At 66.9% G+C, this 26,410-nt stretch carries 23 protein-coding genes; 10 read left to right on the forward strand and 13 right to left on the reverse strand.

Translation table 11 applies throughout. The features are described from left to right. Positions 1 to 62 precede the first annotated feature (62 nt). Positions 63 to 2,051, forward strand: a complete 1,989-nt coding sequence (locus BAY15_RS06320; protein ID WP_083214080.1) for an alpha/beta hydrolase family protein — start codon at positions 63 to 65, stop codon at positions 2,049 to 2,051. 133 nt (positions 2,052 to 2,184) lie between these two features. Next, positions 2,185 to 4,134, forward strand: a complete 1,950-nt coding sequence (locus tag BAY15_RS06325) for an alpha/beta hydrolase family protein (RefSeq protein WP_068850099.1) — start codon at positions 2,185 to 2,187, stop codon at positions 4,132 to 4,134. A 43-nt stretch (positions 4,135 to 4,177) separates the two neighbouring features. On the opposite strand, the gene BAY15_RS06330 is transcribed toward BAY15_RS06325, so the two are convergent. The 3 genes from BAY15_RS06330 to BAY15_RS06340 all read right to left on the reverse strand — a co-directional run bounded on the left by BAY15_RS06330 (position 4,178) and on the right by BAY15_RS06340 (position 10,175). Then, positions 4,178 to 6,850 carry an autotransporter outer membrane beta-barrel domain-containing protein gene (locus BAY15_RS06330; RefSeq protein WP_068850102.1) on the reverse strand — a complete coding sequence of 891 codons (2,673 nt, stop codon included), beginning with the start codon at positions 6,848 to 6,850 and terminating at the stop codon, positions 4,178 to 4,180. A gap of 139 nt (positions 6,851 to 6,989) precedes the next feature. Continuing rightward, positions 6,990 to 8,747, reverse strand: a complete 1,758-nt coding sequence (locus tag BAY15_RS06335; RefSeq protein ID WP_068850105.1) for a peptide MFS transporter — start codon at positions 8,745 to 8,747, stop codon at positions 6,990 to 6,992. Positions 8,748 to 9,026: 279 nt separating this feature from the next. Beyond that, complete coding sequence (locus BAY15_RS06340; protein ID WP_068850108.1) at positions 9,027 to 10,175, reverse strand: DUF1624 domain-containing protein; 1,149 nt, start codon at positions 10,173 to 10,175, stop codon at positions 9,027 to 9,029. 158 nt (positions 10,176 to 10,333) lie between these two features. Here BAY15_RS06340 and BAY15_RS06345 point away from each other — a divergent pair, with 158 nt between their 5' ends. From BAY15_RS06345 to BAY15_RS06355, 3 genes are all read left to right on the forward strand, one after another. Then, complete coding sequence (locus BAY15_RS06345) at positions 10,334 to 12,304, forward strand: OPT family oligopeptide transporter (protein WP_068850111.1); 1,971 nt, start codon at positions 10,334 to 10,336, stop codon at positions 12,302 to 12,304. A gap of 132 nt (positions 12,305 to 12,436) precedes the next feature. After that, the gene (locus BAY15_RS06350; RefSeq protein ID WP_068850119.1) at positions 12,437 to 14,500 is read left to right on the forward strand and encodes an alpha/beta hydrolase family protein; all 2,064 of its coding nucleotides are present in this window, start codon (positions 12,437 to 12,439) and stop codon (positions 14,498 to 14,500) included. A gap of 85 nt (positions 14,501 to 14,585) precedes the next feature. Next, positions 14,586 to 15,827: a DUF819 domain-containing protein gene (locus tag BAY15_RS06355; protein ID WP_068854583.1), complete on the forward strand. Its 1,242-nt coding sequence runs from the start codon at positions 14,586 to 14,588 to the stop codon at positions 15,825 to 15,827. A 475-nt stretch (positions 15,828 to 16,302) separates the two neighbouring features. Here the strand turns inward: BAY15_RS06355 and BAY15_RS06360 are convergent, their stop codons facing one another. From BAY15_RS06360 to BAY15_RS06380, 5 genes are read right to left on the reverse strand one after another with little or no spacing between them, the layout of a single operon-like run. Continuing rightward, on the reverse strand, positions 16,303 to 16,785 hold the full coding sequence (locus BAY15_RS06360; protein WP_068850122.1) for a hypothetical protein: 483 nt from the start codon (positions 16,783 to 16,785) through the stop codon (positions 16,303 to 16,305). A gap of 48 nt (positions 16,786 to 16,833) precedes the next feature. Further along, entirely contained in the window at positions 16,834 to 17,094 is a 261-nt protein-coding gene (gene minE, locus BAY15_RS06365; RefSeq protein ID WP_068850125.1) for a cell division topological specificity factor MinE, read from the reverse strand. A 2-nt stretch (positions 17,095 to 17,096) separates the two neighbouring features. After that, positions 17,097 to 17,906: a septum site-determining protein MinD gene (gene minD / locus BAY15_RS06370; protein ID WP_068850128.1), complete on the reverse strand. Its 810-nt coding sequence runs from the start codon at positions 17,904 to 17,906 to the stop codon at positions 17,097 to 17,099. 35 nt (positions 17,907 to 17,941) lie between these two features. Beyond that, positions 17,942 to 18,718 (reverse strand): septum site-determining protein MinC, encoded by a 777-nt coding sequence (gene minC / locus BAY15_RS06375; protein WP_068854585.1) that lies wholly within the window; start codon positions 18,716 to 18,718, stop codon positions 17,942 to 17,944. 13 nt (positions 18,719 to 18,731) lie between these two features. After that, positions 18,732 to 19,328 (reverse strand): GNAT family N-acetyltransferase, encoded by a 597-nt coding sequence (locus BAY15_RS06380; RefSeq protein WP_068850131.1) that lies wholly within the window; start codon positions 19,326 to 19,328, stop codon positions 18,732 to 18,734. A 137-nt stretch (positions 19,329 to 19,465) separates the two neighbouring features. On the opposite strand from BAY15_RS06380, the gene BAY15_RS06385 reads away from it, so the two are divergent. From BAY15_RS06385 to BAY15_RS06405, 5 genes are all read left to right on the forward strand, one after another. Next, complete coding sequence (locus BAY15_RS06385; RefSeq protein WP_068850134.1) at positions 19,466 to 20,659, forward strand: sensor histidine kinase; 1,194 nt, start codon at positions 19,466 to 19,468, stop codon at positions 20,657 to 20,659. Beyond that, positions 20,659 to 21,300 carry a response regulator gene (locus BAY15_RS06390; protein ID WP_068850140.1) on the forward strand — a complete coding sequence of 214 codons (642 nt, stop codon included), beginning with the start codon at positions 20,659 to 20,661 and terminating at the stop codon, positions 21,298 to 21,300. The genes BAY15_RS06385 and BAY15_RS06390 overlap by 1 nt, the downstream gene beginning before the upstream one ends. Before the next feature lie 264 nt (positions 21,301 to 21,564). Next, a complete protein-coding gene (locus BAY15_RS06395; RefSeq protein WP_068850143.1) occupies positions 21,565 to 22,644 on the forward strand; it encodes an SRPBCC family protein in 1,080 nt (359 codons plus the stop codon). Positions 22,645 to 22,727: 83 nt separating this feature from the next. Continuing rightward, the gene (locus tag BAY15_RS06400; RefSeq protein ID WP_068850146.1) at positions 22,728 to 23,099 is read left to right on the forward strand and encodes a DUF423 domain-containing protein; all 372 of its coding nucleotides are present in this window, start codon (positions 22,728 to 22,730) and stop codon (positions 23,097 to 23,099) included. Position 23,100: 1 nt separating this feature from the next. Then, complete coding sequence (locus BAY15_RS06405) at positions 23,101 to 23,775, forward strand: DNA-3-methyladenine glycosylase family protein (protein WP_068850149.1); 675 nt, start codon at positions 23,101 to 23,103, stop codon at positions 23,773 to 23,775. Between the two features lie 18 nt (positions 23,776 to 23,793). Here the strand turns inward: BAY15_RS06405 and BAY15_RS06410 are convergent, their stop codons facing one another. The 5 genes from BAY15_RS06410 to BAY15_RS06425 are packed head-to-tail and all read right to left on the reverse strand — an operon-like array spanning position 23,794 to position 26,375. After that, positions 23,794 to 24,597, reverse strand: a complete 804-nt coding sequence (locus BAY15_RS06410) for a M15 family metallopeptidase (RefSeq protein ID WP_068850152.1) — start codon at positions 24,595 to 24,597, stop codon at positions 23,794 to 23,796. Between the two features lie 9 nt (positions 24,598 to 24,606). Beyond that, positions 24,607 to 25,128 carry a PH domain-containing protein gene (locus tag BAY15_RS06415; RefSeq protein WP_068854586.1) on the reverse strand — a complete coding sequence of 174 codons (522 nt, stop codon included), beginning with the start codon at positions 25,126 to 25,128 and terminating at the stop codon, positions 24,607 to 24,609. Positions 25,129 to 25,150: 22 nt separating this feature from the next. Continuing rightward, positions 25,151 to 25,327: a DUF4177 domain-containing protein gene (locus tag BAY15_RS18810; RefSeq protein ID WP_083214084.1), complete on the reverse strand. Its 177-nt coding sequence runs from the start codon at positions 25,325 to 25,327 to the stop codon at positions 25,151 to 25,153. Continuing rightward, positions 25,324 to 25,503 carry an Arc family DNA binding domain-containing protein gene (locus BAY15_RS06420; protein ID WP_068850155.1) on the reverse strand — a complete coding sequence of 60 codons (180 nt, stop codon included), beginning with the start codon at positions 25,501 to 25,503 and terminating at the stop codon, positions 25,324 to 25,326. The genes BAY15_RS18810 and BAY15_RS06420 overlap by 4 nt, the downstream gene beginning before the upstream one ends. A 2-nt stretch (positions 25,504 to 25,505) precedes the next feature. Beyond that, complete coding sequence (locus tag BAY15_RS06425; protein ID WP_068850158.1) at positions 25,506 to 26,375, reverse strand: SPFH domain-containing protein; 870 nt, start codon at positions 26,373 to 26,375, stop codon at positions 25,506 to 25,508. Between the last annotated feature and the right edge of the window lie 35 nt (positions 26,376 to 26,410).

Below are 26,410 nucleotides of genomic sequence, written 5' to 3' on the forward strand. Positions count from 1 at the left end.
CCCCACGCCGAACTGACTAGAATCGCCCATCACGGACAAGGTGTCTGGTTGGAGGGGGAAGGATGAAGTACTCGAAATGGGCGGCCCTGGCCGTCTTGGCCCTGCTGTGCGGGGCGGCGGGGCAGGTGGCTGCGGCGGAGCTGGAGCTTGAGCGTTATCTCAAGCGCGACACGTTCACCGACATCAAGCTGTCCCCGGGCGGGGACTACTACGCCGCCACCGTGCCGATGGAAGACCGAACCGCACTGGCCATCCTCAGCCGCGCCACCGGCAAGGTCACCGGTTCGTTCGTGCCGCCGCGCAACAACCACGCCACCAGTTTCTACTGGGTCAACAACGAGCGCGTGCTGATCGGCCTGGCCGAAAAGTTCGGCAGCCTCGACCAGCCGCAGCTCACCGGTGAGCTGTACGCGATGAACGCCAATGGCGGCCGCGGCGAACTGCTGGTCGGCTATCGCGTGGAAGGCAACGGTCCGGGCACCCGTATCCAACCGAAGAAGGTCGAAGCGGTCGCCGCCTTCCTGATCGATTCGATGCCGCAGGACGAGCGCAACGTGCTGGTCTCGGTGTGGCCGTTCTCCGAAGATCCCTACACCCGTGTCGATCGCATGGATATCGCCAGCGGCCGCCGTGTGACCGTGGCCCGGTCGCCGGTCCGCCGCGCCGATTTCACCAGCGACCCGAGCGGGCAGATCCGCTTCGCCCACGGTGCCGGTATCGACAACGTCAACAAGCTCTATTACCGCGATGCCATCGGCGATACCTGGAAGCTGGTGAACGACGAGGCCGATACCGGCCGCATCGAAACCGCGCTCGGTTTCTCCGAAGACGGCAGGACCGCCTACCTGCAGGTGCAGCAGGCCAACGGCCCCGATGCCATCGTGACCTGGGACCCGGTCACCGGCACCCGCACCCCGTTGCTGCGCGATCCCGTCGTGGATCCGGACCGTCTGATCTACCGCCCCGGCACCCGTGTTCCGGTCGGCGCGCTCTACCTGGGCGACAAGCCGCGCACCCGCTTTTTCGACGAAACCTCGGCCGACGCGCGCCTGTACCGCAGCCTGGAAGCCGCGTTCGGCGGTGATGCGGTGTTCATTGCCTCCAGCACGCGCGATGGCCGCAGTGTGCTTGTGGAAACCTGGTCGGGAAGCAATCCAGGTGACTTCTACATCTTCGACACGGTCGCCAAGAAGGCCGACCACCTGATCAGCCGCGGCGCCTGGATCGACCCGGACACCGCCGCCAAGGTGCAGCCGTATGCGTTCAAGGCGCGCGACGGCATGGAGCTGCACGGCTACCTCACCCTGCCGGCCGCGTCGGCAGGGGCGAAGCCGCCGATGGTGGTGATGCCGCATGGCGGCCCGTTCGGCGTGTTCGACGACGGCAGCTACGATTCCGAAGCGCAGATGCTGGCCGCGGCAGGCTACGCGGTGCTGCAGGTCAACTTCCGTGGTTCGGGCAACTTCGGCCGTGCTTACCGGCACGCCGGCGCCAAACAGTGGGGCGCCGCCATGCAGGACGACGTGACCGATGCGACCCGCTGGGCGATCAGCCAGGGCCACGCCGACCCCGCCCGGGTCTGCATCTATGGCGCCAGCTACGGCGCTTACGCGGCGATGATGGGCGCGGCCCGCGAGCCGGGCATGTACCGCTGCGCCGCCGGCTACGTCGGCGTGTACGACCTGCCGATGATGCACACCACCGGTGATGTCCAGCGCAGCGGTTCGGGCAGCACCTACCTGAAGGAATGGCTGGGCAGCCCCAATGACGTGGCCGCGGTTTCGCCGGTCAACCTTGCCGACCGCATCAAAGTGCCGGTGTTCCTGGCGGCGGGCGGCGAAGACGAGCGCGCCCCGATCCAGCACACCAAGCGCATGGAGGCGGCGCTGCAGAAGGCCGGCGTGCCGGTGGAATCGCTGTACTACTCGACCGAAGGCCATGGCTTCTACACCGACCCGCATCGCCGCGAGTATTACGGCAAGCTGCTGGCGTTCCTGTCGCGCAGCCTGGGTGGCAAGACCGCGGGCGTGGCAGGCGCCGCCTCGCCCTGAGCGCAACCACGATGACGCACGAACGGCACCTGCGGGTGCCGTTCGTGTTTCTGGCCGTGGGCGGATGGCGCCGCGCGCGCGGTTCTGTCTAGAATCGGCGACCCGGACAGGGGGTCCGGACCAAGGGGGAAGGATGCGCAAGACACTGATGGCCGCGCTGCTGGGCGCCGGCTGTGCGTTGCTGTCGGCGACGGCCGGCGCGGTCGACCTGGAGCGCTACCTGCGCGACGATGCGTTCACCAACATCAAAATTTCGCCGGACGGCACCTATGTTGCCGCCAGCGTTCCGCTCCAGGACGCGACCGCCATCGCGATCCTGCGCACGTCCGACATGGCGATGGTCGGCTCGTTCCGTCCGCCGCGCGACAACCACGCCGGCAGCTTCGACTGGGTCAGCAACGAGCGCCTGGTGATCGGACTGGCGCAGAAGTGGGGCCGCCTGGACAAACCCCGCCCGACCGGCGAGCTGTACGGCATCAACGCCGATGGCAGGAGCGGCGAGCTGCTGGTCGGCTATCGGGTTGGTGGGCTCAACGACAGCCAGGTATCGGCCTTCCTGACCGACGAGCTCGCCGACGACGAGCGCAACGTGCTGATTGCCGTGTGGCCGTTCGCCGAGAATCCCTACACCCGCATCGAACGCATGGACGCGGTCACCGGGCGGCGGATCATCGTGGCGCGCTCGCCCGTGCAAGGCGCGCACTTCACCACAGACAACACCGGCGAAGTGCGGTTTGCACTGGGTTCGGGCTCGGACAACGTGCAGAAGCTGTACTACCGCGTGCAGCGCGGCGAGGACTGGGTGCTGCTCAACGACGAAGCGGTGAGCCGGCGCGTCGAGAAGCCGTTGGGCTTCTCCGCCGACGGCAGCCTGGCCTACCTGTGGATCGAGCAGACCGAGGGCCCCGATGCCATCGTGAGCTGGAACCCGCAGACCAACGAGCGCCATACCCTGTTGCGTGATGAGGTGGTGGACCCGGGCCTGGTGATCTACCAGCCGGGCACGCGCATTCCGGTGGGCGCGCTGTACTACGGGGACGTGCCGAAGGCGCGCTTCTTCGACGACACCTCCAGCACCGCGCGCCTGTACCGCAGCCTGCAGGCGGCGCTGCGCAGCCCGGTGTACATCACCTCCAGCACGCGCGATGGACGCATCGTGCTGGCGCAGACCTGGTCGGGCAGCAACCCGGGCGACTTCTACCGCTACGACACGGTGGAGAAGAAGGCCAGGCTGCTGGCCAGCCGCAGCAGCTGGATCGACCCGTCACAGAGCGCACAGGTGCGCCCGGTGGCACTGAAGGCGCGCGATGGCCTGCCGCTGCACGGCTTCCTGACCGTGCCCAATGGCAAGGAGGCGCGCCGGTTGCCGATGGTGGTGGTACCGCACGGCGGGCCGATCGGTGTGTTCGACGACGGCAGTTATGAGCATGAAACCCAGCTGCTAGCGGCGGCCGGGTATGCGGTGCTGCAGATCAACTTCCGCGGCTCGTCCAACTACGGGCGCGCGCACACCGCAGCGGCCAGGCACCAGTGGGGCCTGCGCATGCAGGACGACGTGACCGATGCCACGCGCTGGGCGATCGAGCAGGGCATTGCCGATGGGAAGCGCATCTGCATCTACGGCGCCAGCTACGGGGCCTATGCCGCGTTGATGGGCACCGTGCGCGAGCCGGGGCTGTACCAGTGCGCCGCCGGTTACGTGGGCATCTACGATCTGCCGCTGATGTTCGAGCGTGGCGACATCCAGAGCGATCGCTCCGGGATGACCTACCTGCGCGACTGGCTCGGCGCACCGGAAGCATTGGCGGAGCGTTCGCCGGTGAACCTGGCCGCGCAGGTGAAAGTGCCGGTGTTCCTGGCCGCCGGTGGCGAAGACAAGCGCGCCCCGATCCAGCACACAAAAAAAATGGAAGCCGCGTTGCGCCGCGCCGGCACGCCGGTTGAAAGCCTGTACTACAAGAGCGAAGGCCACGGCTTCTACACCCAGGAACACCAGCGCGAGTACTACACCCGCCTGCTGGCCTTCCTGTCGCGCAGCCTCGGCGGCCAGACCGCTTCAGCCTCGACCGCAGCGCAACCATGACGAAGGCGGGGCGGCATTGTCGCCCCGCCATCCGCAGGCCGCATCAGAACGCCATGCGTACCTGCATCTGCGCCTGCAAATCGCGAACGCCCATCAGCCGTTCCGCCATCACCGCACCGCCAAGATCGGCGCGCAGGTAGCGATAGTCGGCGCCCAGCATCACCCGGTAATCCAGTCCGGACGGCGCCAACCCTGGCACGGTGAACGCGTGATCGCCTGCACCGTGGAGCGTGGCCGTGCGCGCATCGGCGCGATACGCCACCGACCGGAATGCGGATGCATCACCGCGCAGGGTCCACCCATGGCCGAGGCGCCCACTGAAGGCGGTGCCCAGCTCCAGCTGCACACCACTGCGCGTTCCTGCGCCGACCGACAATCCCAATGCGCCAGCCCCATACTCATGGAAGGCACCCTCGCGCGCGTGATACGCCGTTGCCCCAAGCCGCGGCTGCCAGCGCAGCCCGCTGCCGGCCAGTTCCATGCCCAGCGTGCTGCCCACGCGGGTACGCGACAGCGTGCGCTGGCTGTGCGCGCTCATGCGCGTGCTGCCCCAGTGCAACTGGCGCTGGCCATCGGTCTGGTGCCATTCGTTGCCCAGCGTGTGCTGCAGGGTGAACGCGCCCAGCGCCTGAGCCATGCCCACCCCGGCAAACCGCGATTGCGAACGCGTCTGGCCGCCATCGGTGGAGAAATCCGAGCCCAGCAGGCCGGTGCCCAGCAGCAGCTGCCGACCACCCCCCAGCGCCATCGCGACCTGCACGCCGGTGCCGGTACCCTGCACGCCCGACGCCGTGGCCGTGCCCGGTCCGAATGCGACCATGTGGGTGCCGTTGCCGGGCCTGGCGCGGGCCAGGGTCGACCAGAACGCGTCGCCGTTGGCGGCCAGGCGCATGCTGGCGGCCGCCAGGCCGTTGCCGGACAGCTGCTGCAGAGCGTGGTTGAACTCAGCGGCGTCAGCCACTTCCAGGCTGTGGTACAGCGCATTGTTGGCGTAGCCCGCCTCCAGCGCTGCGGCGACGCTCTGGGTGTCGGCATCGGCGATATCGCGGTAGTCGTTGCGGGTCATCACCACGTCGACATTGCCGGCCTCGTCGCGCTCGGCCTGCGCCTGCCACACCACCGTGGCGCTGGCGATGTTGTCATCACCGCCGTCGGCGCCGACGAAGACGTCCTCCAGGCGGATCTGCGAATCATCGGTGCCGCGGGTGAACCCGGTATCGACACGGACGTCGACCAGCTCACCGCCCTCATGCAGCACCATCTGCCCGGCGCTGCCATCGGCATGGGTGCCCACCGTGTAGCCCGACACGCCGCGCGGTGCCTGCCAGCCCAGGTCGGGGGCGGGGCGATCGGCATCCTGTGTCGGCTGGTCGGCATGCACGCCGCTGCCATTGCCATACACATTGACCTGGCCGTTGTTGATCAGGCGGCCGCCGCCGCTGGCGCCCATCTGGAACGCGTGCGAGTTGTCGGCATGGATGTTGATCACCCCGCCGCGGCGGTTGTTGAGCGTGGCCGAGCCGTCGGACTGCATGGCCACCATGTTCTGGCCGTTGTTGCCGCCGGCCACGCCGAGGTTGATCACCCCGTCGTTGATCAGCGTGGCGCCGCGCGCGCCGGCCATCGCCACCGCACCGTCACCGGTCACGGTCAGCGTGCCCTGGTTGATCAGCGTCGCCTGCGCGCCTTCGGCATGCATCGCCGATTGCCGCTGGGCGTGGCTGATGATCTGCGCGCCGGCGCGGTTGATGCCGGCACTGGCATGGCTGTCGGCCAGCAGGGTCAGCACGCGCGCGTTGCCCTGCAGGGTGATCAGGCCATGGTTGTCGAAGGCTTCGATGACGTCGCGCTCGTTGCCGACGCGCGCGGTCACCGCATGCACCAGCGAACCCTGGTTGAGCGTGCCGCCGGCGTTGACGGTGCCGTGGTTCTCGAACTCGGCCATGCCGGTCAGCGCGAAGCCGCCGCCCTGGACGCCGAGCGTGGCGTTGCGGCGGCGTTCGCCGTTGTCGAATTCGCTCTCGCCGCCCATGCTGACCACGGTGTCGCGCAGCTGCATGTCGCCGAGGTTCTCGATGTCGGACTCGCCATCCAGCTGGATCGTCGCACCGTGCGCCTGCAGGCTGCCGTGGTTCTCCAGGCTGCCATCGCGGCGCAGCTGCAGCTGGCCGTGCAGTTCGAGGGTGCCATGGTTGTCCAGGTCACCATCGTTCTCCACCACCAGGCTGGCGGCCTGGCCGATGCGCAGGGTGCCGGTGTTGCGCAGGTGGCCGTCATTGCGCACGCTGAGGGTGCCGGCGTTGATGCGCAGGCTGCCTTCGTTGCGGGCCGCGCCGGTGACGCGGGTTTCCACGTTGCGGTCCCAGCTGATCTCGCTGCCCGGTCCGGCCAGGAACTGGTTGCCCCCGTACTGGCCGCCTTCCGAGCCCGGCGGGACGCCGCCTCCATCACCGCCGCCGTCACTGCCACCGCCGCCGCCTCCACCACCTGCCGCCGCTGCGGCCGCACCTGCCAGCGCGACGCCGCCAATCAGCCACGGGGTGGTGCTGGATGTTGCTTCGTCCTGCGCCTCACACACGCTGTGGTCAGGATCGATGTCGCAATCGACAGCTTCTGCATCGGCGTTGACCGCATATGCGGGCAACGAAAGCGAGGTGCACAATGCCAGCGCGATGAGCACGGCGAGCGGGCGGTGGGACGGAGCAGCGTGACGCATTGGGAAAGTTCCATGAACGCAGGGAGCGCCATGGTGGGGAGCGATACAAACCGAGTATCTACAACTTATTCCAATCCCGTCGGACTGTGACCGGATCGAATGGTGTTAGGAAGTGTTTATGTGCATGGCGTGCGGCGGCTTACTTGACCCCGTGCATCATCCGCTTCAGCAGCGGCGAGCCAGCCAATGCCACGGCTGCGCAACCGAGGCCGATCCACATCAGCAGCCAGAACAGGTGTTCGTAGCTGGCGGCGGCCGCGGCGATGTTCATGGTTTCGCCTTCTGGCACTTCAATGGCGGCGAGCTTGCCGAACAGCGCGGCGAGGGTTTCGGAGAACGCGGTGGCCAGGAACCAGGTGCCCATCATCAGGCTCACCACGCGCGGCGCGGCCAGCTGGGTGACGGCGGACAGGCCGACAGGCGACAAGCACATCTCGCCGATCTCCAGCACCAGGTAGGCCAGCACCAGCCACCACACGCTGGCCATCTGGCCGGTGCTGCCGACCTGCTGGGCAGCGAGGGCGAGCGGGATGAAGGAAAGCGCGGCAAACACCAGGCCGAGCGAGGATTTCACCGGCTTGGAAGGGTCCAGCCGGCGCTTGTCGAGCCACGCCCACAGCACGGCGAACAGCGGGGCGAGCACGACCAGGAACAGGCCGCCCAGGTAGGTGAGCGAGCCGGCGGTCTGCGGAATCACCAGGCAGTCGCGGATCAGCAGCACCAGCATCAGGGCGACGATGGCGATGAACAGGTTCCGCGGGGCGGTGGAACCCGGGCGGCGTTCGGACAGGCGTGCGGCGACCACGAAACCGAGCGGCGCCAGCAGCAGGGAGGCGATCGACCACGGGATCGGGGTGCCGCCCTGGATCACCAGCGCGGGGACAAGGTCCTTGGTGAGCATGCGGTCGGTGAAGGTGACCCAGGAGCCGTAGGTCTGCTCGTACAGGGTGAAGAACACCAGGGCCATGAAGATCAGGGCCATGAGGGCAATCATCTGCTGGCGTTGCACGGGGGTGCAGCGGGTGCCGGTGAACCAGGCGAACCAGAGCAGGACGCCGCCGAGCACGACCACCATGAGCAGCAGGGCGAGGCTGATTTCGCCGCCGATGGCGAAGGCGCCGTTGGCGGCGGACCACATGAGGGCGGCCACGGGAATGACGCCGAGCACGGCGATGCCGTAGATCCACCATTCGCGGGGGACGCCGGCAATGCGCTGGCGCAGGGCGGCGACGTTGGTGGGTTCGGCGTGGCCCTGCAGGTACTTCTGGCCCCACAGGAACATGGCCAGGCCGATGACCATGCCGATGCCGGCGGCGCCGAAGCCGTATTTCCAGCCGTAGGCTTCGCCGAGGAAGCCGCAGACGAGTGAGGCGAACAGGGCGCCGAGGTTGATGCCGGCGTAGAACAGAGAGAAGCCGGAATCGCGGCGGGGGTCGCCTTCGGGGTAGAGCTTGCCGACGATGGTGGAGATGTTGGGCTTGAGGAAGCCGACGCCCATGATGATGAGGGCAAGGGAGAGGTAGGTGATGCCGAGGGCGGCATCGTCGCGCACGATCTGGCCGTCGATGCGGGTGGCGGCATGTCCTTCGAAGGCCATGCCGAGGTGGCCGAGGACGAGCAGGATGCCGCCGAACACAACGGCTTTGCGCATGCCCAGCCAGCGGTCGGCGAGCAGGCCGCCGAACACGGGAATGCAGTAGACCAGGCCGCCGTAGGCGCCGAGCAGGTCAAGGCCTGCCTTGTCGCCGAACAGGTGGTACTTGGTGAGGTACAGCAGCAGCAGCGCCTTCATGCCATAGAACGAGAAGCGCTCCCACATCTCGGTGAAGAAGCAGACGTAAACGCCTTTGGGGTGGCCAAGGAAGTCGTCGGAAGCGGAAAGGGCGGTGGCGGTCATTAGGCGATAAGCGACAAAACAGGTCGCGATTATCACCCACAGGGTCCGCGCCAAGAGCGCGGCGTTTCGGTTGTTACGATGCGGGTCGAGGGCGGGGGTACCCTGGCCGGACGCGCGTGAACCCATCCATGGGGCTCATCGCAGCATCCATGCTGCTCAAGGTCCGGCCAGGGTACCCCCGCCCTCGACCCCTCAGGCTTTCATGATGGCGGACCGGTAGAGCCACGCCATGCGTGGCTGCTCTTAGCGATGTACCCGGCAGCCACCCATGGGGTGGCTCTACAGGTACCGCAACCAGAACAGGTCTTTGCGGCGTGCCTTCAGGCGCGCGAACGCGCGCGTCGGCCAATACAGGGCCAGCGCCAGCGCGGCGGTGATCAGCCACAGCATCCACACATGGTCCACGGCGAAATAGGCGCCATGGGTCTGGCCCCAGCGCGCTTCGGCGGCGACGTAGAGCAGCTTCAGCACATACAGGTGCAGCAGGTAGAAGAACATCGGGGCGGCGCCGATGCTGGCCAGCGGGGCCAGGGCGCGGGCGATCCGCGGGTTTTCGTAGAGGCGCAGGAGAAGCAGGCCGATGCCGAGGGTGAGCAGCAGGAACAGCAGGGACGGCGGGTACTTGGTGACGTTGAAGAGGCTCATCAGGGTCTGCCCGGCGCTGGCCATGGCCTGCCAGGGGGCGTCGCCGTAGACGTTGGCGGCGCGCAGCAGGGCGAAGGCGAGCAGGGCGCCGCTGCCGGCCCAGAGCAGGCGGCGTTGGCGCAGGGCGGGGTCACCGGTTCGGGCGAACCAGGGGCCGAGGGTGTAGCCGAGGGCGATGACGGCGATCCAGGGCAGCACGGGGTAGGAGGTGCGCAGGCGCAGGGCGTCGCCGGCGGCGATCCAGTCGCGCTGGTGCAGGATCTTCCAGAGCACGGCGAGCGGGCCGTCGCCGCTGACGAGGATGCCGTCGAGCAGGTTGTGGCCGGCGATCACCACCAGGGCCAGGGCGGCGAGGGCGGGGCGGGGCAGCCAGAGCAGGCCGGCGAGGGCGACCATGCTGATCCCGATCGCCCAGATCACCTGCAGGTAGATCACGCTGGGCGGGAACTGCAGGGTCCAGGCGAAATTCACCACCAGCAGTTCCAGCAGGATCAGGAACAGGCCGCGCTTGAGCAGGAAGGCGGAGGCGGCGCGGCGGGGGGCGGCCTGGCTGCTGCCGTACAGCCAGGCGGACAGGCCGGTGAGCAGCACGAACACGGGGGCGCACAGGTGGGCGAGCAGCCGGCTGAGGAACAGGGCGGGCTCGACCTGGTCCACGACCATCGGGTCGGGTACCTGCTGGTGCAGGTAGAAGGTTTCGCGCACGTGGTCCAGCAGCATCAGCACGATCACGGTGCCGCGCAGCTGGTCGATGGAGGTCAGGCGGGGGGAGGCTGGGGCCACGGGTGCGCCGGTGGTGGCGTGACAGGATATAACATTACAAATCAGGGTGCGCGGCCATTTCCAGGGGTTTACCGATTACGGCGACCGGCGCTACCCGCCTTGCGTTACCAAGGCATGAAGGCTAGGTTTGACAGGATTTTTTGCCAGCAGGGGCTTCCATGAACAACGACGACGCTGCGCCCAGACAGCTCACATTCCGCGCGGTGGTGCTTGCCATCGTGCTGGCGGTGATCCTGTCGGCGGCCAACGCCTACCTGGGTCTGTTCGCAGGCCTGACCATCGCCACGGCCATTCCGGCGGCGGTGATCTCCATGGGGGTGCTGCGCCTGCTGGGCGGCGGCACGATCCTGGAAAACAACATCGTGCAGACTGGCGCTTCGGCCGGTTCGTCGATCGCCGCCGGTGTGATCTTCACGATCCCGGCGCTGGTGATCATGGGCTACTGGCCGGACTTCAAGTACTGGTGGGTGCTGGGCATCGCTGGCCTGGGTGGCCTGCTGGGCGTGCTGTTCTCGGTGCCGCTGCGCCGTTCGATGATCGTCGAAGACCCGCTTCCGTTCCCGGAAGGCAAGGCCGCGGCCGAAGTGCTCAAGGCCGGTGAGAACCCGGGCCCGGGCCTGAAGATCCTCGGCCTGTCGGCGGTGATCGGTGCGGTGGTGAAGCTGGCCGCGGAAAGCGGCATGCGCCTGATTCCCGATGCCTGGGCGACCTCGGCCTACGTGGGCAGCTCCAAGATCACCGCGTTCATCGGCACCAACCTGTCGCCAGCGCTGCTGGGCGTGGGCTACATCGTCGGTCTCAACGTCGGCATCGTGGTGGTGTCCGGCTCGATCCTGACCTGGCACATCGCCATCCCGCTGTACCAGGCGTTCTTCATGAACACCGATCCGGCCCTGGCCGCGTCGATCGCCACCGCCTCGTCCACCGAGGCGGCGTTTGCCATCTGGGGCGCGAAGATGCGCTACCTGGGCGTGGGCGCGATGCTGATCGGCGGCGTGTGGACCCTGATCTCGCTGCGCAAGTCGCTGCTCAACGGCGTCAAGAGCGGCTTTGCCGCCGCGCGCAAGAGCGGCGGCCCGGCGCTGGCGCACACCGAACGCGACCTGCCGATGAAGTGGATGCTGGTGGCGCTGGTGGCCTTCACCCTGCCGCTGCTGGCGCTGTACCAGGCCATCGTGGGCCAGTGGCATGTGTCGATCCCGATGACCCTCATCATGATCGTCGCCGGCTTCCTGTTCGTCTCGGTCTCGGCCTACCTGGCCGGCCTGATCGGCTCGTCCAACAACCCGGTCTCGGGCATCACCATCTCCACCATCCTGTTCGCCTCGGCGGTGCTGGTGCTGCTGCTGGGCAAGGATGGGCTGACGCCGGTTGGCGTCGGTGGCGCGCCGCTGGGTGCGGTGGCCGCGATCATGATCGGTGCGGTGGTGTGCTGCGCCGCTGCCGTCGGCGGCGACAACCTGCAGGACCTCAAGGCCGGCTACATCGTCGGTGCAACGCCGTGGAAGCAGCAGCTGATGCTGGGCATCGGTGCGTTCTCGTGTGCGCTGATCATGGCGCCGGTGCTGAACCTGCTGGCTACCGCGTACGGCATCGGCGTCAAGTCCGAGCTGCACCCGAACGCGCTGGCCGCACCGCAGGCCAACCTGATGGCGTCGGTGGCCAAGGGCCTGTTCGGTGGCGAACTGCCGTGGACCTTCATTGGCATTGGTGCCGTGGTCGGTGCGGCGATCATCGCATTCGACAGCTGGCTGAAGTCGCGCAACGCCCGCTTCCGCGTGCCGGTGCTGGCCGCTGCGATTGGTATCTACCTGCCGCTGGAGCTGATGGTGCCGATCTTCCTGGGCGGCCTGATCGCCTACCTGGTCGAGCGTTTCCACAAGGTGCGCGCCGACGATGAAGAAGGCCGCGACCGCGTGCACAAGCCGGGCGTGCTGTTCGCTGCCGGCCTGATCACCGGTGAAGCGCTGATGGGCATCGCCATCGCCGTGCCGATCGTGGTCAGCAGCCGCGCCGACGTGCTGGCCGTGCCGTTCCACCTGCCGGCCGCGCAGTGGATCGGTCTGGCGGTGCTGTTCGTGGTGGGCTGGCTGATCTACCGCACGGGCAAAAAAGCCACCGCGGTCTGATCGAGAGCCAATGTGAACCCGACAAACCCCGCCACGGCGGGGTTTGTTGTTTCCGGGGCATGACGTGTGGCCTTTGCGCTGGGAGGCTCCCGCCCCCTACCATCGGCGTTTTGCCGTTCCGCGGAGAACCCGATGAAGCTTCGTTACGCCCTGTTGCCGTTGTGCCTGCTGACCGCGCTGCCGTCGCTGGCCGCCACGCGTGGCCTGGATGTGCGCGACATGATCGCGCTGGATCGGGTTTCGGCCCCGCTGCTGACCGCCGATGGCGGCAACGTGGTGTTCGCCAAGCGCGTGGTCGGCACCGACAGCAAGGCCAGCACCGGCCTGTTCATCCGCAACCTGCGCACCCGCGATGCGGCCCCGCCCAAGCCGCTCACCCCGGCCGGCTGGAACGTCAATTCGGCCGCGCTGTCGGCCGACGGCCAGACGGTGTACTTCCTCAGCGCCAAGGGCGGCAGCCAGCAGCTGTACTCGATGCCGCTGGCCGGCGGCACCCCGCGCCAGCTGACCGATTTCGCGGTGGACGTGGACAGCTTCCAGGTCTCGCCGCAGGGCGACCGCGTGGCCTTCAGCGCCGGCGTGTTCCAGGACTGCGGTTCGGACCTGGTCTGCACCAGCAAGAAGCTGGACGCGCACAAGGCGCGCAAGAACACCGGTGAAGTGTTCGACAGCCTGTTCGTGCGCCATTGGGACACCTGGAACGACGGCCGCCGCAACACCCTGTTCGTGGCCCCGCTGCCGGCCGCCAAGGCCGCTGCGGTCAAGGGCGCCTCGGCGATCAGCGCGACGCTGGCCGGCGATGCGCCGTCCAAGCCGTTCGGCGGCAATGACGACTTCACCTGGGCGCCGGATGGCAAAAGCGTGGTGGCCAGCATCCGCGTGGCCGGCCGCGAAGAAGCGTGGTCGACCAACTTCGACCTGTACCGCCTGGATGCCGAGGGCAAGCAGGCCCCGGTGAACCTGACCGCGGCCAACCCGGCCTGGGATGCCGGCCCGGTGTTCAGCGCCGACGGCAACACCCTGTACTACCGCGCGATGAAGCGCCCGGGCTTCGAGGCGGACCGTTTCGGCGTGATCGCGCTCGACCTGGCCTCGGGCAAGTCGCGTGAAATCGCCCCGGACTGGGACCGTTCGGCCGGTGAAGTGGTGCTGTCGCAGGACGAAAAGAGCTTCTACACCGCAGCCGATGACCTGGGCGAACACCGCCTGTTCAACATCGACATCGCCACCGGCAAGGCCACGGTGGTCGCCGAAGGCGGCAGCGTCGGCTCGCCGGTGATCGCCGGCAGCACGCTGGCTTACACGAAGAACAGCCTGAAGAGCGGCGACCAGATCGTGGTGGCCCAGGCCGACGGCAGCAGCCCGCGCGAGATCACCCCGAGCGCCGGCCAGATGCTGCCCGACGTGGCATTCGGCGATTACGAGCAGTTCCAGTTCAAGGGCTGGAACAACGAAACCGTGCACGGTTACGTGGTCAAGCCGTACAACTACCAGGAAGGCAAGACCTACCCGGTGGCGTTCCTGATCCACGGCGGCCCGCAGGGCAGCTTCGGCAATGGCTGGAGCTACCGCTGGAACCCGCAGACCTACGCGGGCCAGGGCTACGCGGTGGTGATGATCGATTTCCACGGTTCCACCGGCTACGGCCAGGCGTTCACCGATGCGATCAGCCAGCACTGGGGCGACCGCCCGCTGGAAGACCTGCAGAAGGGCTGGGCGGCGGCGCAGAAGCAGTACCCGTTCCTCAACGGCGACAAGGCCTGCGCGCTGGGCGCCAGCTACGGCGGCTTCATGGTCAACTGGATCGCCGGCAACTGGAACGAGCCGTGGAAGTGCCTGGTCAACCATGACGGCGTGTTCGACCAGCGCATGATGGGATACGCCACCGAAGAGCTGTGGTTCACGGAATGGGAGCAGGGCGGCACGCCGTTCGCCAAGCCGCAGAACTACGAGAAGTTCAACCCGGTCAACCACGTGGCGGACTGGAAGAAGCCGATCCTGATCATCCACGGCCAGCTCGACTTCCGCATTCCGGTCGAACAGGGCCTGGGCGCCTTCACGGCCGCGCAGCGCCAGGGCATCGAGTCGAAGTTCCTGTACTTCCCGGACGAGAACCACTGGGTGCTCAAGCCGCAGAACAGCGTGCAGTGGCACGACACCGTGAACGGCTGGCTGAAGCAGCACATCGGCGAATGATGTCGAAAGCGCCGCCGAAAGGCGGCGCTTTCATATGTGGTTACCCAACGCGCACGCGCGCACCCCTTTCCAGGCGCTCCATTCCGTGAAAGCACCCGCTCTGATCCAGAACGACATCGTAGTTTTCGGCCTGATCGCCGCCACCCTGGGTGCCGTGTTCTGGACCGCCTCACGCGAGACGGGGCTGTGGAAGCGCTTCTACACCTTCGTGCCGGCGCTGCTGCTGTGCTACATGATTCCCGGCATCTACAACACGGTGGGCCTGATCGACGGGCAGAACACCAGCCTGTACAACCCGATCGCGCGCGACATCCTGCTGCCGGCCGCGCTGGTACTGCTGACGCTGGCGGTGGACATCAAGGGCATCCTGCGGCTGGGCCCGAAGCTGATCGTGATGTACCTGGGCGCGTCCTTCAGCATCATGATCGGTGCGGTGGTGGCCTTCATGCTGATGAAGTGGGCGCACCCGGAAACGGTCGCCGGCGATACCTGGGCGGGCATGGCCGCGTTGGCCGGCAGCTGGATCGGCGGCGGCGCCAACATGCTGGCCATGCGCGAGGTCTTCGACGTCAACGCCACCACCTTTGGCCAGTTCGCGGTAGTGGACGTGGGCGTAGGGTACGTATGGATGGCGGTGCTGATCTTCATGGCCGGCCGCGCGGCGAAGATCGACGCGCGCACCGGCGCGGATACATCCGCGATCGATGAACTGAAACTGCGCATCGAAAAATTCCAGGCCGAGCACGAACGCGTGGCGAGCCTGACCGACCTGATGCTGATCGTGGCGGTAGCGTTCGGCACGGTGGGCCTGTCGCACGCCATCGCCGGCCCGGTATCGGCCTGGTTCAAGGGCCACGTGGCCTGGGCTTCGCAGTTCAGCCTCGACGCACCGTTCGTGTGGGTCGTGGTGATCTCCACCACCTGCGGCCTGGCATTGAGCTTCACCCGCGCGCGCAACCTGGAAGGCGCGGGCGCCTCGAAGCTGGGCTCGCTTCTGCTGTACTTCCTGATCGCCTGTATCGGCATGCAGATGGACCTGCTGGCCCTGCTGGAACGCCCGTGGCTGTTCGCACTGGGCCTGATCTGGATCGCCGTGCACATCCTGCTGCTGCTCGCACTGGCCATGGCGCTCAAGGTGCCGTTCTTCTACTTCGCCATCGGCTCGCAATCCAACATCGGCGGGCCGGCTTCGGCGCCCGTGGTTGCGGCTGCGTTCCATCCGTCCCTTGCGCCAGTTGGCGTGCTACTCGGGACCATGGGGTATGCAACTGGCACGTACCTGGCTTACATCGTCGGCATCACGCTGCGGGCTTTGGCTGGGGGCTGACTTTTCTCGCGTAAAGCGCTGGCTGTTCGATTTTGCGCGCGCGGCCATGCGTGGCTGAGCGGCAACCAGAATGTCTGGGCTCGCGCGATGCTTTTGACCTTGTATCCGGTCGTCGCAGAGAACTGAGGGGGCGAGGGCGGGGGTGCCCTGGCCGGACTTTTAGCAGCATGGGTCGGGCGTATACGCCCGACGGGTTGGGCAGGAGCCCAACCCCGGTCTTGCCGTGTGCGCAGGACAGCGCACACGCGCAAGCTGCGATAAGCCCCATGGATGGGTTCACGCGTGTCCGGCCAGGGCACCCCCGTCCTCGCACCGCGCGATGAAAACCGAACAGCCAGCGCTCTACGCGTGGATCCAGCACCGCCGAGAGCATTTATCCGCCCAGGCGCGATGCGTCGCCGTGCCGATCGTTCGTATCGGCAGTCGTCTGACGACCGACCCTACCGCGCTCATGCGCGCGTCCTCGTACACCGTTTTACGCGGCGAGTAGGCCGCGTTCGATGAGCCAGGCTTTTGCGTCTTCGGCATCCTGCTCGAACCAGGCGCGCGTGGAGCCGAGGCGATAGGTGTAGCCCCAGGCATCCATGTCGGCCATCAGCTGCGCGCTGCCTACGCCCGGCAACTGCCCGGCCAGTACGATCTGCAGGTAGCAGGTGGCGTCTTCTTCGGGGACCGAATCGGTCGCGTCGGTGTGCACCAGCGCGCGGCGTTCGGGCGGCAGTACGATCAGGTGGCAGGCCTCGTGCAGCATCGAGTGCACCGGCGTGTCGTTACGCACGTAGACGTCGCTGGCGATGATGCCCGCCTCGGGCTCGCCCCAGTAACTGCCGGGAATCGGTGCGCCATCGGCCACGTGGTGCAGGTGCAGCGCGTGGCGGGCCAGCAACGCCGCCGCATCCTCGAAGGCGATGTCGCCCACCCGGGTGACCTGCGGTTCTGCTTCGGCGGCGGTGTTCATGGCGTGTGCGTCCTGCGCCCCTTCCCGGTGGGGAAGGGGCCTTTACGATCAGGGCTGCTGCGGGCCTTCCGGCAGCGCCACCGAAATGTCCAGCACGTCGTGCTCGCCGTCCTTGACCAGGTCTACCTTGACCGCGTCCGCGTCGATGTTCACGTACTTCTTGATCACTTCCAGCAGCTCGCGCTGCAGCAGCGGCAGGTAATCCGGGCCGCCACGGTGGCTGCGTTCCTGCGCGATGATGATCTGCAGGCGGTTCTTGGCCGTTTCGGCGGTGGTCTTCTTCGTCTTGAGGAAATCGAACAGGCCCATGCTTACCCTCCGAACAGCTTGCTGAAGAAGCCCTTCTTCTCAACAACGGTGAAGCGCATCGGGCGCTCTTCGCCGAGGATGCGGGCCACCGCATCATCGTATGCCTGGCCTGCCGGCGATTCTGCATCCAGGATCACCGGCTCGCCCTTGTTGGACGCGTTCAGCACATCCCCCGATTCCGGGATCACGCCGATCGCCTTCAGCCCCAGCACCTCTTCCACGTCCGTGATGCTCAGCATCTCGCCCGACTCCACCCGGACCGGGCTGTAACGGGTCAGCAGCAGGAAGGCCGGCACGGCCTGGCCCGATTCGGCCTTGTGCGTCTTCGAATCCAGCAAGCCGATGATGCGGTCCGAGTCGCGTACCGACGACACTTCCGGGTTCACCACCACCACCGCGCGGTCAGCGAAATACATCGCCAGGAACGCACCCTTTTCGATACCCGCCGGCGAATCGCAGATGATGTAATCGAAACCGTCAGCGGCCAGGTCCTTCAGCACCTTGCCCACGCCTTCCTGGGTCAGCGCATCCTTGTCGCGCGTCTGCGATGCCGCCAGCACGTACAGGTTGTCGAAACGCTTGTCCTTGATCAGGGCCTGCTTGAGCGTGGCCTCGCCGTGCACGACATTCACGAAGTCGTACACCACGCGCCGCTCGCAGCCCATGATCAGGTCGAGGTTGCGCAGGCCGACGTCGAAGTCGATCACCGCCACCTTCTTGCCCCTGCGCGCAAGGCCGCAGGCAAGGCTTGCGCTGGAAGTGGTCTTGCCGACGCCGCCCTTGCCGGAGGTGACTACGATGATTTCAGCCAAAGGACTTCTCCTGATGATTCTGTTGGGTTGCCGCGTCAGTCCAGCGCAGCGATCTTGATCTGGTCCTGTTCCAGCCACACCTGCACGGCCTTGCCGCGCAGGTTGTCCGGGACATCGTCCAGTACCTTGTAATGGCCGGCAATGGCGACCAGTTCAGCGTGGAAGTCACGGCAGAAAATGCGCGCCGTGGTGTTGCCCTGGGCACCTGCCAGGGCACGGCCCCGCAGCGTACCGTAAATATGGATGCTGCCATCGGCGATCACTTCGGCGCCCGCGCCGACCGTGGCCATCACCGTCAGGTCGCAGTTCTCCGCGTACAGCTGCTGGCCCGAACGCACGTTGCTGGTCTGCATGCGGCCGGGCTTGGGCGCATTGCCCGCGTCCACCGCCGCGGCAGGGGCCGGTGCGGCGGCACGCGCGCGGCGTGCCGGTTCCGGGGCCGGTGCGGCTGCAACCGGCGCAGGTGCCGGCTCAGCCTCGGCGCGCTCGTACTGCGCGCGGAACTTGGCCAGCAGCGGCAGCCCCAGCTGCTGCGAGAGCAGGTCGGTTTCGTTGCTGCCGTAGGCCAGCGCCACCGGCAGCACGCCGGCACTGCGCAGGCCGTCCAGCAGCGCCTGGGCCGTGGCCACGTCGGGCATCTGGCTCAGGCCGCCGAAGTCCAGGATCACCGCAGCGCGGCCGAACAGCTTCGGCGCGCGGGCCACGCGGTCGTGCATTTCTCGGGTGAGGCGTTCCACATCCAGGGTGCGGATGCGCAGGTTGGCGATGCCCACCTGGCCGATTTTCAGTTCACCGGCCTGTTCAAAATCCATGTTCGCCGCCACCTCAGGTCCCCGTCGGTCGATGCGCGCGCAGCGGCTCGCGACGCTGGCCCACCCAGGGCACGTCCGGCAGCGCGTCGCCGTAGGTGTCGTGCACCCACTGGTAACTGCACAGGTCCTTGAGCAGCATGCTGGCCCGCACATCCACGTGCGGCATGTTGTTCTGCCCGACCTCGCGGAAGCCGAAGCTGCCGTGGAACAGCAGCGCCGCGTCGGCGCCGTGGTCCAGGAACACCTCGCAGGTCAGCTGCGGGTAGCGCAGCTCGGCGTAGCTCTGGGCATCGGCGTAGAACGCCCGGCCCACACCACCGCCACGGCGGCGGCTGGCCACCACGATGCGGTCGATGTAGAAGAATTTGCTGGTCAGGTGCTGCTTGAACCAGGCGAAGTTGCTGCTGTCGTGCTGGCTGTCGCTGCCAAAACCGATCAGGAAGCCGGCCAGGTTGCCGTCGCGCTCGGCGACGCGGAAGTATTCAGCGGTTTCATAGAACAGGCGCAGGCGGGCGGCATCCAGCGGAAGAATGGCCAGGCCGGCGTTGTTGTTCAGGGCCAGGACGGAATCGAGCTCGTGCTCGCGCACGTCGCGGATGACAATCGACATTGTGACTCCGTGGGGTAACGCGGTTGGCCCGTCTAGGGGCCCTGCCGGTGATTATTGCATGGGTGGCCGGGCAGGGCACAGGCCAGCCATGACTTATGTCCGGGTGCAGCGGCGCAGGTTCAGCCTAAGATGCGTCCATGTTGGGATACCTCAGCCAAACCCGAGTACTGCGACTGGCCGGCCTGTTCACCTGGGTCATGCTTGGCTTGCCGCTGGTCTATTCCCAGTACGAAGCGGTCCGCCGCAGCGGCGGCATCGACGTGCCGCCCCTGCTGCTGTTCGTGTCCTACCTGGCCTTCGGCGGCGGTTACCTGTGGCTGACCCGCGGCCTGCGCAACGGCGGCCATTCGGCCTGGTACGACCGCGCCATCCTGGTCCTGCTGACCATTTCCGCCCTGGCCGTGAGCTTCCTGAGCGGCTCGGGCCTGGGCAGCATCCTGATGATGGTCGCCGCCGGGGTCATCCCGTGGATGCTGCCGGCCCGGGTCGGGGTGATCTGGCTGCTGGTCAGCCAGCTGGCGGTCGCCCCGGTCTATTACCTGTTCCTGCCGTTCTCGCTGTTCGAGGCGGTGATGCAGTCGCTGCTGTATGGCGGCTTCTCCATGTTCATCTTCGTGACCAGCCTGGTTGCCCGCCAGCAGACCGACGCCCGCGAAGAGCAGCGCCGGCTCAATACCGAGCTGCGCGCCACCCGCGTGCTGCTGGCCGAAAGCGCCCGGGTCAACGAGCGCACCCGGATCTCGCGCGAGCTGCATGACCTGCTCGGCCACCACCTCACCGCGCTGAGCCTGAACCTGGAAGTGGCCGGCCACATCACCGAGGGCCAGGCCCAGGAGCATGTGCACCAGGCCCATACCCTGGCCAAGCTGCTGCTCACCGACGTGCGCGAAGCGGTCAGCCAGCTGCGCGACAGCGGCGCCATCGACCTGGCCGCCGCGCTGCGCCCGCTGACCGAGCAGGTGCCCTCGCTGGACATCCACCTGGACATCGAAGAGCCGCTGAGCGTGGAAGACCCCGAACAGGCCCACGTACTGCTGCGCTGCACCCAGGAGATCATCACCAACGCGGTGCGCCATGCCCGCGCCCGCAACCTGTGGATCCAGGTATTCCGCGAGCCGCCGGGGCAGGTGGTGGTGCAGGCGCACGACGATGGCGTGGGTGCCGATGGCATCGTGATCGGCAACGGCTTGCGTGGCATGCGGGAACGCCTGCAACAATGCGGCGGTGAGCTGCAGATTGAAACCCACCGGGGTCAGGGCTTCCGCCTGCGCGCCTCGGTTCCCGGCGTGCCAGTGCTGATGCTGGGTGCCATCCTGGAAGGAGTGCGTTGATGATTCGCGTCTGCCTGGTCGACGACCAAACCCTGGTGCGGCAGGGAATCCGCTCGCTGCTCGCCCTGGATGACGGGATCGAAGTGGTGGCTGAAGCCGCCGATGGCCGCCAGGCCGTCGAGGTGGTGCCGCAGATCCGCCCCGACGTGGTGCTGATGGACATGCGCATGCCGGTGATGTCCGGGCTGGAGGCGTTGCAGTCGCTGTCGCGGCTGGGGCAGCTGCCGCCGACCATCATCCTCACCACCTTCGACGATGACCAGCTGGTCCTGGCCGGGCTCAAGGCCGGCGCCAAGGGCTACCTGCTCAAGGACGTGACCCTGGAACAGCTGGTCGGTGCCATCCGCACCGTGGCCGATGGCGGTTCGCTGGTGCAGCCGGCGGTCACCCAGCGCCTGCTGTCGGGGCTGGAGCACATGCGCAACGAGTTCGTGAGCCTGGACCGGCCCGACCCGCTCACCGACCGCGAGACCGAGATCCTGCGGCTGATGGCCAGCGGGTTCTCCAACAAGGAGATCGCCAATTCGCTGGGCGTGGCCGAAGGCACCATCAAGAACCATGTGTCCAACATCCTGTCCAAGCTGGGCGTGCGCGACCGCACCCGGGCCGTGCTGAAGGCATTCGAGCTGCAACTGGTGTGAACATGAACGCCAGTTGAAAGCATTGTGGGGCAAGGCCTGCGGCGGTCGTCGCAGGCCTCCTTGCCGAAACCGGCAAATAAATATGGCCAACGGCCACATGCTGGCCCGCGCGATGCGCTATCTTTCCGCTCCTTGTCTATTCAAAACCGCTGCTGGTATGGAAACCGGTGCGCCAATCCTGATCAACAACACCCGCGAAGCCTGCTAGGATTGGCGCTTCGCTTCAATCAACCCGGCCGTGGGATCGGCCCCGGAGACTCCTGAATGACCCGTATTATCGAGTTCCTGATCGCCTTGGGGATCGTGGCTGGCCTGTTCGTCATCATTGGCGTTGTGCTGCCGGGCGAGCGTCACATTACCGAAAGCATCGAGACCAACCGCAAGATGACGATCGTGTACGACACGGTCAACAGCCTGCGCCGCTTCAAGGACTGGAACCCGCTCGTCCTGCGCGATCCCGCCGTTGAACTGAAGCACTCCGGCCCCGCCGCCGGCGTGGGTGCCCGCCTGGACTATTCCTCCAAGGAATCGTCGCTGGGCCAGGGCAGCTGGACGATCACCGAGTCCGAGCCGAACAAGCGCGTGGCCATCGCCATCGAGGACCAGACCAAGGGCCACGACAAGAAGACCAGCTTCACGCTTGAGCCGACCGGCAAGGGTGGCCGCAACGTCAAGATCACCCAGGACTACAGCATCAAGTACGGCTGGAACCTGTTTGGTCGTTACGCCGGTCTGTACGTCAGCCGTCACGTCGGTGACGACCTGAAGCTGGGTCTGTCGCGCATGGCCAACATGCTGGCTACCGTGCCGAACATCGACTACCGCACCGCCGAAGCCCCGCTGGTCGACCTGGCCATCGTCGATGCCCCGGCCGAAGACCTGCTGGTCGTCACCGCCGGCAACGTTGATCGCGGCGAAGCGACCATCACCAAGTCCATCAAGGACAACCAGGAGTGGATCAAGCGCGTGATGGAGGCCAATGACCTCGAAGCCGCCGGTCCGTTCCGCATCATCACCACTGACTTCGGTCAGGAGAAGTACGCCTTCGACGTGGCCCAGCCGGTCAAGAAGAAGGGTACTGCAGGCGCTTCGGCTGAAGCCCTGACGGTGAAGATCGATGGTGGTGCCCCGGTCAAGTACGTGCACGTTGCCCCGCACCGTACCGCCCACGCCAAGTACACCGGCCACATGGCTGGCCTGGACATCGCCCGCAACGCACTGCGTGCCTGGGCTGTGACCGGCGGCAACGAAGTGATCGATCGTCCGTACGAAACCTGGAACGGCGGTCTGGAGAAGTCGTTCACGCAGGAAGGTACGTACGACATCTACTGGGCCGTCAAGTAAACCGACGGTTGCCACGGATGTAACGTAGAACAGAAAACGCGCCGCTTCCTGCGGCGCGTTTTTTTTTGGAGGAAGATGCAGCCATGCTCAACCTGGAACGACGCGCGCGTAAACCTTCGCTGCTGGCCTGCCTGGGGGGCCTGTTGGCGGCCACGGCCGTGGGCCTGTCGGCCTATGCCTCGCACGGCATCGCCGAACCGCTGGCGCAGTCGCATGTGAACACTGCGGCGCTGTTCGCCTTTGGGCATGGCGTGGCGCTGGCCGTGCTGGGTCCCACCCAGCAGAACAGCGTGGGCAAGCTGGCGTTGTATGTGCTGCTGTTGGGCACGCTGTTGTTCTCCGGCAGCTTGGTGGCCGGCGCGTTGTGGCAGTTGCGCACCGGGCTGGCCCCGGTGGGTGGCACGGCCTTGATGATCGGGTGGGTGGTGTACGCGCTCAATGCCCTGAGGCGCTGACATGCCGCGCTTCCGCCGGGGCTTTGATGTAGACGAGGCGCACGACTGGCTGTCGCGCCGGGACCGTCGGCTGGGCAGCTGGATGAAGCGGCTTGGGCCGGTGGCGGCGCCGCCCGGCTGGGCGCGCAGCTTCGACCCGGTCGATGCCCTGGCCCGCGCGATCCTGTTCCAGCAGCTCAGCGGCAAGGCCGCCTCCACCATCGTGGGCCGGGTGGAGACCGCCATCGGCAGCACCCGCCTGCACGCCGACACCCTGGCCCGGATCGATGACCCCGGCCTGCGCACCTGCGGTGTTTCCGGCAACAAAGCGTTGGCCCTGCGTGACCTGGCCCGGCGCGAGGCGGCCGGCGAGATTCCCGACCTGCGGCGGATGTCGGTGATGCCGCACGACGCGATCATCGACGCACTGGTGCCGATCCGCGGCATCGGCCGCTGGACCGTGGAAATGATGCTGATGTTCCGGCTCGGCCGCCCGGACATCCTGCCCATCGACGACCTCGGGGTGCGCAAGGGCGCCCAGCGGGTGGACAAGGCAGAAGCAATGCCGACCCCGAAGGAACTGGCCGCCCGCGGCGAAAAGTGGGGCCCGTTCCGGACCTACGCCAGCCTGTACCTGTGGCGCATCGCCGATTTCACCGAAAGCCCGAAGGCCAGCACCAACCGCTCCCAGGACTGAGCCACGCAGGGCGTGGCGCTACGGTCCAGACCAGCACCAATGCCATGGCTCGTACACGATGCCGTGGGGGTTGTCGCGTGGGTAGCTCAGGTGGAAGCCGTAGCTTCCCGCGTGCTCCAGCAGCCACGCGAACGCAGCGGTGGACTCGAAGCTCTCCTCGGCCGGCGCTTCACCCGGGCTGCTGATATCCAGCGCACGCCCGCTGTGGTGTTCGCTGTACCCCGGCGCGGCGTTGACCTGCAGGATCGCATCCACCTCCAGCCCGCGTGCGCGTTTGCGCGCGAAGATGCCCAGCTGGTAATCGTGGCTGCGGTAGCCCGAAATGGCCTCCAGCACGATGCCCTCGCGCGCTGCCTGCTGCTGCATGCGCTGCCAGGCGCGCGCGGCGCCCTGCTGCAGCCACAGCGGGCGGCGGTAACGGTCGAAGCCGGCCAGCGCCAGCCGTTCCGGTTCGGCTTCCAGCGCCAGTGCGGTGTCCTGCTCATAGCGCCCCGCATCGATGCCCAGCTCTTCCAGCCGATCCTGCAGCCCGCTCAGCGGCAGCAGCGCATCGGTCGCATGCGCGCGCTGCGTGCCATGCAGGGCCAGGTCCAGGGCATCAAGCGCTTCCTCGATCCCCGGCTCGCGCATCAGGTGCGGCACCAGCGGCAACAGGCCGTGCGCGGTGGCGGCGGCCAGGTACTGCCCATCACGCTTGCGCCGCAGTACCCAGCGGGCCCGGGCCAGCGCCCGTGCATCGGCGTTGCTGCGCGCACGCAGCAGGCCGCCGGGCCACAGTTCGATATCGGCGGTGTTGATCAGCAGGGCAGGGTGTCGGCGCATGGGTACAGCTTATCGCGCAGCCTGCGCGTTCAGCGCATCCAGCAGCGCGCGCGGGTGCTCGGGGCTGAGCAGCAGCACGCGGTCGTCGCGCAGCGGCAGGTACAGCACGCGGCTGGGATCGGTGACAAGGCAGAACGCTTTTTGCTTGCCCATCCGGTAGTGGCCGGACTGGAACCCCGGCATGCCGAACCCGTTGATCTTCATGCCCGGCTTGAACTGGCTGTGTTCGGCCAGGTCGACGATGCGCGCCTGGTCCAGCAGCATCGACGATACCGCCGTGCGACGGCGGTAGAAGGTGGAGGTCACGAGCAGTTCGCCGTGCTCCAGCGTGATGCGGCGACGGAGGAACGCCCAGCTGAGCACGCCGCCCAGCACCAGCAGGAACGGCAGGGTGATGGCCATGTCCATCGGGGTGCGTTGTTCCTGCAGGTGCGTGGTGACCAGCAGCACGGCCACGCCCAGCAGCGGCAGCCACAGCCAGAGCAGGCGCCACAGCGGGGCCGGCGCCACCGCGAATTCAGTGGCGGGCACGGCCGTCGTCCGGGCTGCCACGTCAGAGCTCCTTCTTGAAGAACAGCAACGCCACGCCCATCGGGGTGCCCTGCATCACGTTCACCAGCTCCCAGCCAAGTTGGCCCTGGCGGTTGAGTTCGGCCTGCAGGTCTTCCGGCTTCAAGCCGGTCCACGAGGGCTTTACTTCCACGGTGAGATAGCTCCAGCGCTTGCTCATTCCTTGCTCTCCGGATCAGATGGGGGTTTGGGAAGGCGTCCAGCCTTGCGCAGTGCGTCGCGCAGCACGTACTCGATCTGCGCGTTGAGACTGCGCAGCTCGTCGTCGGCCCAGCGCTGCGCCGCTGCCAGCACGTCGGCATTGATCCGCAGCGGGTAGGCTTTCTTTTCGCTCATGCTCAGTACAACGAACCGGCGTTGACGATCGGCTGGGTGCCGCGGTCCGAGCACAGTACGGTGAGCAGGTTGCCCACCATCTGCGCCTTGCGCTCTTCATCCAGCTGCACCACGTTGTTCTTCTGCAGTTCGACCAACGCCATTTCGACCATGCCCACGGCACCGGCGACGATGCGCGTGCGCGCGGCGATCACTGCGTTGGCCTGCTGCCGCTGCAGCATCGCCTGGGCAATTTCCGGGGCATAGGCCAGGTGGCTGATGCGCGCATCGAGCACCTGCACGCCGGCATCGGCCAGGCGTTCGGCCAGTTCGTCCTTGAGGTGCTGGGAGATTTCGGCGGCGTGGCTGCGCAGGGAGAGCTGGCCGTCCTCGTGCTGGTCGTAGGGGTAGCTGGTGGCCATCGCACGCAGGGCGGATTCGGACTGGATGTGCACGAAGCTTTCGTAGTCGTCCACGTTGTAGACCGCCTCGGAGGCGTCCACGACCTGCCAGACGATGACCGCGGCGATTTCGATCGGGCTGCCGTCCAGTTCGTTGACCTTGAGCTTGCCGCTTTCGAAGTTGCGCACGCGCTGGCTGACCTTCTTCTTGCTGAAGAAGGGGTTGTTCCAGCGCAGGCCGTTGTCCTTGACCGTGCCGACGTACTTGCCGAACAGGCTCAGCACCGCCGCCTGGTTGGGCTGCACGGTGTACAGGCCGGTCAGGCTGAACAGGGCAATCAGGCCCAGCAGCACGCCGCCGAGCATCAGCAGCAGGTTGACGTTGCCGGGCTCGATCCCGGAGAAGAAGAGCCATGCGGAGACCACCAGCAGGGCCAGCACGGCCAGCAGGAAGGGAATGCCGGAGAGGGAGGGGACGGGCTTTTCTTTCATGGGGGCATCCTTTGCGGGTGGGTTTGGAATAGTGA

It is taken from the genome of Stenotrophomonas rhizophila (genome assembly GCF_001704155.1).
GTDB lineage: Bacteria > Pseudomonadota > Gammaproteobacteria > Xanthomonadales > Xanthomonadaceae > Stenotrophomonas > Stenotrophomonas rhizophila_A.